Genomic DNA, 7017 nt, shown 5'->3' with positions numbered 1-7017 from the left:
TTTATTTAGTTTTTATAAACACACCACCTATGGGTTATGCCTTTGTCTTATTAAAAATACAAACGGAAGGAAATACATTATTTCAGATTGCAAAGGCAGAAGTTTGACATTAGAGTCAACAGTATGACATTCCAAAAAGGTGATCATTCATGCCATTTACCAATATCTATCAATCCAGCTCTAAATATGCCATCAATGATCTAGTGAAAGAAATGGACCTCTCTTTATGGAAAAGCATGCTCAATAACATAGCAGAAGTGCTTAATGCTCCCGCTGTTGGGCTTATTCTTACGTCTGAAGTTGGATTCCAAAACATTGCGATGTCTTCTTCACCAGGAGTTAAAGCGAACCCTGGTAAAATCATCCCCAGAGACATCAATTTGTACTGCAAGAAAGTGATGGAAACCAGAGCAATGCTTTATGTAAAAAATGCGTCTGGTAAAGAGGAATGGAGCGACAATCCCGAACTCACACAGATGGGCTACGTCTCTTACCTCGGCTTGCCGATCTTCCAATCGGACGGCAGCATGTTTGCAACACTTTGTGCGCTAGATACTAAAGAGACCTCTTATAAACCAATACAGATAAATTTAATGGAGAGCATTCGCGCGCTATTAGAAAGAGAAGTACATACTGCAGAACGAGTACGCAAATTGAAGTATACGTCTAATCACGACGAATTGACTCAAGTATTTAATCGTAGAGCGATATTAAGCGAGTCACCCAAATTCATCGATAGCACTATAGAAAATGGCGTGAGTATTGGATCTGTTTATTTTGATATCGACGGGCTTAAGTATGTTAATGATAACTTCGGACATAATATTGGCGACCAATATATAAAGTCCTTCTCTCATTCACTTCAACGTAACACTCGTAAGGATGATATTTGTGGAAGACTTGGAGGAGATGAGTTTCTCTTATTGTGTAGAGACATCAGCGAAGACTCCCTAAATAAGATAATAAGCCGAGTTCAATCCGACTTTAACAAACATTCCCAAAAACTAGGTATAGATTGCCACGCAACTTTTAGCCATGGTTCACTTATTTACTCGTCAAATATTCCACCTATCGAAGAGTTAATTCGACTAACAGATGAGCAAATGTACGAAAACAAAACGAGTAAACGTTACGCCCAACTAAAATAAAAAAAGCGAGCACTATGCTCGCTTTTCTACCGTTTAAAATTCGTTTTCAGCTTATGCTCGGTTACCGATTTTCACTGTACCATTCGTCGCAAACCAAAGCGCTTCAGAGCGACGACGGCCTAACAGAATTGGACCATCATCGTAGAACAAAAAGTTCTTCCAATGCTTCTTGAAAACGGCCCATTTGGTTTCAAGAACATTATATTTTTCATAACAAAAATAAACAGTTACGTCATCTTGCCAGTCAATAAAGTTAAGGATCTCTTCTGGCATTTCCGGCTCATCGGCTTCCCAATGTGCCATCCAGCTGATCTCTTCTTTCCAGTTCGATGCCTTGCTAGGCCAATCTTGCGAGCTTAGTCGCTCAGCGTCTGGACTTTGAGGACTCACGTTCTCTTTCCAAAACTGAGACGCTCTTGCCTGTGTCATTGGCTTAATCTTTTCCAAGTCCTCAGCCGGAAGCGGCATCGATTGGTGAGTAAAAATCCATTTTCTTTGGTATTCGTCCAAAGTTGTGTATGACATCAAAATTCCTCAAATATCTTCTCAGGCCAATGGCTCAACCATGGCTCAATGTTCTTTTAATACAGGCAGCAACGCTACATCGCTTAATATTCGCTGCCTTTTAAATCACTGCTCGTTTGTGAGCTTATAGACTGCGTTGTCTATATGTTGCGTCTATCTTCCCAATTAGGATTTACGAGCGCTGTCAGTATGTGGTCTTCCCATTTACCGTTAATTTGTAGGTAATCTTTAGCAAAACCTTCACGTACAAAACCGAGATGCTCTAGTACGCCCGCACTTCGTTCATTGTGAGGCATATAACCCGCCATTAGGCGATGCATGTTCTGCACGTCAAACATGTAGTCTTTCGCCATACTAAGACCTCTGCGCATGTAACCATGGCCCTGAGCTTGCTCTGCGAGTGAATAGCCTACGTTACATGCATAGAACGGGAAACGAGACAAATTACTGAACGAGATAGTCCCTAACATTTCGTTAGTATCGGCATTAATCAATAAACAGTAGTAGCCGAGCCCCATTTTATGAAGCTCGTTTAGCTTAATTAGGCGCTGTGCCCAGCCTGTTCTCTCAAAAAATGCATCTTCACGAATCGGTTCCCAAGGTTTGAGATACTCTCGATTCACCTGAAAGTACTCACTGATCATCGTCGCATCGTCTATCTCAGCGGTACGTAGAATCAAATTTCCATCTCGCTTGTAAATGCGTTCTGGTGTGCTCAAATCTTCCATAATTTTGGTCTTATTCGATCAGTTCTTTCTGATACCGTAATCACGAAGCTTATTCGCAATAGAGGTATGAGACACGTTCAAACGCTTAGCTAACTTACGACTTGATGGGAATGACTGGTAAAGCTTCTCCAAGATCTGAGACTCATAGTCTTTCATGATCTCATCCAGAGAACCATCTAAGCTCAAGTTCGCCATGCCTGTTGTCATGGTTTCTAACTGAGGCAAGTGGAACTGCTCAACCGATAGCGTGTCTGAATCCAGTTCAGTAAGCGCACGTAATACCATGTTGTCTAACTGACGAATGTTACCCGGCCATTGGTAATTACCAAGTTGGTCGATTAACTCTTGAGTAAGCTTAGGCTTTAACATACCAAGCTGCTGTGCGTATTTAGCTACGAACAGTTCCAGTAATGGTGCAACGTCATTAGAACGTTCACGTAATGCTGGAATAGAGAGCGTCAGTACATTCAAGCGGTAGAACAAGTCTTCACGGAACGAGCCTGAATCAGCAAGTTCAGAAAGACGGTGACGCGTTGACGCAATAATACGAACATCAGCGTGCATCTCTTCTTCTTCACCCACACGACGGAATGAACCATCTTGTAGGAAGCGAAGCAGTTTGATTTGTAGATGTGGGCTCATTTCGCCAATCTCATCTAAAAATACGGTACCGCCATTGGCTTGTTCGAAAATGCCTTTATGACCTTGTTCATGATTGAATGAACCTGGGGCGTGACCAAACAGCTCGGTTTCTGCTACGTCATCAGGCATCGATGCACAGCTCAGAATCAAGAATGGGAAAGACGAGCGGTTTGAGCGGTTATGACACGCTTTCGCCAACATCTCTTTACCTGTACCTGTATCGCCTTCAATCAGCAGAGGCTGGTCCAGCATCGCCAGTTTTTTAGCTTGGCTGATTAACGCTTTATGGCGATTAGAAACACCAACAAAATGCTCAAAGCCTAAGTTGTTCTGTTCCGGAATCGCATCGGGCGTATTCATCTCTTGGTTGCAAGAACGAATCGTCATCACCGCGCTCGCAAGCACAGGTTCGTTGACGTCTCCACCAAGATAGATAGGTAGGATTTCAATAGAGAAGTCTAAACCGTCCAACACAACAACTTCACGGTGGCGTGTAACTTCACCTTCGATCCAACGACCAAAGTTAAAGCTAGGTACGAAGGACGCGAGCGGTTCGCCAATAACTTCGTCTTCTTGCTTGCCAAATAGGTTGAGTGCAGCGTGGTTTGCCATATCGACTGAACCTTTAAGGTCAATCGCAATAACGGGATCAGGTAGGTTAGCAAGCAAAGCGATCAGCTCAGTGTTGTGCCTTTCGCTTGGCATGAATTGTATTTTTCGTACATCCTTTACACCTGAAATTCGACGAATTTCAGCCATAAGTTCACTAAAAGCATCAAAATCAATATCAGGGCAGTTCAGGTAAATAATGCCTTTAACATCGATTTCGATTCCTCGTAAATCAATGCTTTTTGAGGCCAAGATATCGAGCAACTCACGCGTTAAGCCGAGTCGGTCTTCACACAATACTTCAAGACGCACAAATAGTCCTATTATAGGTGTCAGGATAAGTTGACAGTAGTGTGAATTAAGGTCTGAGTTCAGTCAAGAAGAAGAGTAAACATATGTTTACTCTTCGCTCGCAAACCACTCAATGTTATACATTTTGTTTCAAAGACGTACGTTTTTATTTAAGGGTAATACGCTTTATTTCAGAAAGGACGGCTTTGCGCAGGTCCGCCAGTTTTACTTTGCGTTCATTGTGCCAAGGCATAGGGCGAAGCAGTGTCATGGCTTTTAGACCCAATCGAGCAGTCAGGATACCAACACCTAAGCCCTGCCCCGCTCTCGCTGAGACTTTACCAGCCAGATCCATGGAAACTAAGTCCATGCTTGCATCAATCGCGAGTTCACTTGCGCCTGCTGCTGCCATGTTGATTAACACCAACTTGAACAGTTTAATGCGAGACCAGTAGCCAAGTTCAATGCCATACACATCAGCTAACTTGTCGATCATGGTGAAATTACGCCACGCCACCAGCAGCATGTCTGCCGCTGCTAATGGGCTCACCGCCACCAAAGCCGCCGATTCAGTCGAGAACTTAGTCACGATTTGAGTTGCCACTTTATCTTGCTGTGCAACAACCAACGCATCGTACATATCCAACACTTCGGCATCACTGTGTGCTGGGTTGATGCTGTTTCTCCACTTATCGAACGCCGGAGACTCAGCAATAATGCCGCCTTGCTTAGCGATGTTTTCACAGAACGCTTTGCCTTTGCCGACACTTTGGCTTTGCAATAACTCTACACTCCGCTCTTGTACGCTAAAGTGATCTTTCAATGAGCGTAGCTTCCACAGCTCTTTGCCGATTGCGCCTAAGCCCAATGAAGCGATTGCCGCAATGAAACCTGCCCAACCGAGCGCGAGCCAATCTGCTGATTGAATCGCAGTGATGACAGAATCAATCGCCTGCCAGCCCACTAAGCCCGCGAAAGCAACCAGTAAGCCAGAACCTAACCACTTTCTCTTTTTACTTGGACGAATGATCTGTTCCAGTTGTTGCTCGGCTTCGCCATCTAGCTCGCTCTCAACCTGTGGTGCTACGGGTACAAATTTCTCGTGTTCCGTAAACAACTGCTGGGCGCCTAATTCTGGAGTCGCTTCCCCCGCCCCTTGTTGACCAAAAGCATTATCATTGTCATCAAAAGAGGTCTTTAGCGGCTCATTAAAGACCTGCTTTGTTTTTAATTCACTCATCTTTTATTACCTCAATTACTTCAACTTATCGCCAATGAGATACTCTAAAACCTTATCAATCCTTAGGTGCTGACAAGGCTCATCAGAGTGTTGTTCCATTGGCCTAAAGCTGGTGAAATCAAACTGGTTGGTTTCCCAATACTGCTTGTTCGGCAGTTTGCGTGGCACCTCACCCGGATACATAGTCTGAGGAACGTTATCCAAAGTAACACCTTGCAGCGCTGGCACATTGTCCGAGCCCGACGAGATATAACCTGCGCTGGTCGCTTGAATAGATGCGATACTCATGCAACTCATATCGATATGCTCAAACGCCGCCTGTTGCCAAGCAGGGTGTACCATCTGTTGCAGCAGTGACACTAAGTTTGGATGCTGATCTGGTGTCACATGGTCTGCCTTGGTCGCAGCAAACAGGATCTTATCGATCTTCGGAGCAAACAAACGTCTCAAGATATTGCTTCGACCATATTTAAAGCTCTTCAATAACTGTTCAAGTGCACCACGCATATCCATGAAAGAGTCATAGCCGGCATTGAGTGGCTGCAAGCAATCCACCAGCACAATTTGTCTGTCGAAGGTTGAGAAATGATTCTTGTAGAACGCTTTAACTACCTTCTGTTGGTACTCTTCATAGCGCGCTTTCAGCACCGCATAGTTACTTGTTTTCGAGAATTTACCTTGTGGTGCTGCGCATGGGAAAAACTGCAACACAGGCGCGCCTTCTAACTCACCCGGTAATACAAATCGCCCCGGTTGCACCCAATGTAGTCCATTGCTCTTACAAGTATGAAGGTACTGAGTGTAGCTATCGGCAATGGCGACCAGTTTCTTTTCATCAGCTTCAGCCAATAGGTCAATGTCGCCAAGCATTGCACTCCACTCTTGCGAGTAAGTTTCTCGGTCACCTTTTAATGCGGCAAACTGAGATTGACTCCACGTTTCAAAATCCATGTCCAGTAACGGTAAATCAAGTAACCATTCACCCGGATAGTCAACAATATCGAGATAAAGGGTACTGTTTTTACTCAGTAACTTCTTCGCGCCTTTTGCCGGCTTATATTTGATGGCTAAGCGAATTTCACTGACATCACGTGTTGGTACTGGCCACTCTGGTGGCTGACCATTTAATGATTCCATCGCTTCGTCATAAGAAAAACGCGGAATCATCATGTTGTGTTGTGGGATGCGCTTTGCACCAATAATTCTTCCATCTCTCGCTGATGCAAGAAGCGGTAAATTCTTATGAGTAGAGGTATGAAGAAGTTGGTTAACCAACGAGGTAATGAATGCTGTTTTACCTGCACGAGACAGCCCCGTGACCGCTACTCTAATATGAGAATCCGTTCCTCTGCTTATAAAGTCACTCATTTCTTGAGTTAGGTGTTTCATTTGAACGACTCCGTGATATTTAGGCAAGCTGGGTATAATGATAGAGAGGCAAGCCTATGTTCTTTCCCTATTGGGATAGTTTGTATGCTGTTGCTTGTTCTTTTGCTAATAGTGGTGAGTATGCAATACCCATTCTTAATGCTAGATGAATAAAAGCCCCTGACTACATTCATAATCAGGGGCTTTGAAATTCTTTAATGAATAGCAGACTAATCGTCTTCTATGAGCTTGTAGATAACAAACAGTGCTATCTCAGCAATCAACCACAATACACATGTAATGGTTACGTATTTTTCGTTAAAGATGCTGATTCCGTGCAAGATCAAATCGTAACCAATGAAACTACCAATCACCACTGCCAAGATAATTTGTAGGATCTGAATAAAACGAGGCATTCCTCTCTCCTATGTTCTTATATCAAACGATGTGTTTATCACTATATCAT

Annotated in this window: 7 protein-coding genes; 1 reads left to right on the top strand and 6 read right to left on the bottom strand. The window is 43.7% G+C overall.

All coding sequences use genetic code 11. The annotated features are described in order from the left end of the window. The first annotated feature begins 149 nt into the window (after positions 1-149). Positions 150-1148, top strand: coding sequence for a sensor domain-containing diguanylate cyclase (locus tag BCT81_RS20025; protein ID WP_102425571.1), 999 nt, complete (start codon positions 150-152; stop codon positions 1146-1148). 51 nt (positions 1149-1199) lie between these two features. On the opposite strand, the gene BCT81_RS20020 is transcribed toward BCT81_RS20025, so the two are convergent. The 6 genes from BCT81_RS20020 to BCT81_RS19995 form a co-directional block, all read right to left on the bottom strand. Next, positions 1200-1673 (bottom strand): DUF2947 domain-containing protein, encoded by a 474-nt coding sequence (locus BCT81_RS20020; protein ID WP_004741544.1) that lies wholly within the window; start codon positions 1671-1673, stop codon positions 1200-1202. Positions 1674-1813: 140 nt separating this feature from the next. After that, positions 1814-2401, bottom strand: a complete 588-nt coding sequence (gene rimJ, locus BCT81_RS20015; RefSeq protein ID WP_004741545.1) for a ribosomal protein S5-alanine N-acetyltransferase — start codon at positions 2399-2401, stop codon at positions 1814-1816. 18 nt (positions 2402-2419) lie between these two features. After that, positions 2420-3964 carry a transcriptional regulator TyrR gene (gene tyrR, locus BCT81_RS20010; protein WP_102425570.1) on the bottom strand — a complete coding sequence of 515 codons (1545 nt, stop codon included), beginning with the start codon at positions 3962-3964 and terminating at the stop codon, positions 2420-2422. 145 nt (positions 3965-4109) lie between these two features. Next, the gene (locus BCT81_RS20005; protein WP_102425569.1) at positions 4110-5183 is read right to left on the bottom strand and encodes a TIGR01620 family protein; all 1074 of its coding nucleotides are present in this window, start codon (positions 5181-5183) and stop codon (positions 4110-4112) included. Positions 5184-5198: 15 nt separating this feature from the next. Further along, positions 5199-6572: a YcjX family protein gene (locus BCT81_RS20000; protein WP_102425568.1), complete on the bottom strand. Its 1374-nt coding sequence runs from the start codon at positions 6570-6572 to the stop codon at positions 5199-5201. A gap of 209 nt (positions 6573-6781) precedes the next feature. Then, on the bottom strand, positions 6782-6967 hold the full coding sequence (locus BCT81_RS19995) for a hypothetical protein (RefSeq protein ID WP_008222261.1): 186 nt from the start codon (positions 6965-6967) through the stop codon (positions 6782-6784). Between the last annotated feature and the right edge of the window lie 50 nt (positions 6968-7017).

The organism is Vibrio sp. 10N.261.52.A1 (genome assembly GCF_002876325.1).
GTDB lineage: Bacteria > Pseudomonadota > Gammaproteobacteria > Enterobacterales > Vibrionaceae > Vibrio > Vibrio chagasii.
The sequence above is the reverse complement of the archived record's forward strand: the minus strand, read 5'-3'. Positions and strand labels throughout refer to the sequence as shown.

Coding starts and splice junctions, on each gene's coding strand:
- BCT81_RS20025 (WP_102425571.1), top strand. CDS start 150: ATGCCATTTACCAATATCTATCAATCCAGCTCTAAATATGCCATCAAT.
- BCT81_RS20020 (WP_004741544.1), bottom strand. CDS start 1,673: ATGTCATACACAACTTTGGACGAATACCAAAGAAAATGGATTTTTACT.
- rimJ (WP_004741545.1), bottom strand. CDS start 2,401: ATGGAAGATTTGAGCACACCAGAACGCATTTACAAGCGAGATGGAAAT.
- BCT81_RS20005 (WP_102425569.1), bottom strand. CDS start 5,183: ATGAGTGAATTAAAAACAAAGCAGGTCTTTAATGAGCCGCTAAAGACC.
- BCT81_RS20000 (WP_102425568.1), bottom strand. CDS start 6,572: ATGAAACACCTAACTCAAGAAATGAGTGACTTTATAAGCAGAGGAACG.
- BCT81_RS19995 (WP_008222261.1), bottom strand. CDS start 6,967: ATGCCTCGTTTTATTCAGATCCTACAAATTATCTTGGCAGTGGTGATT.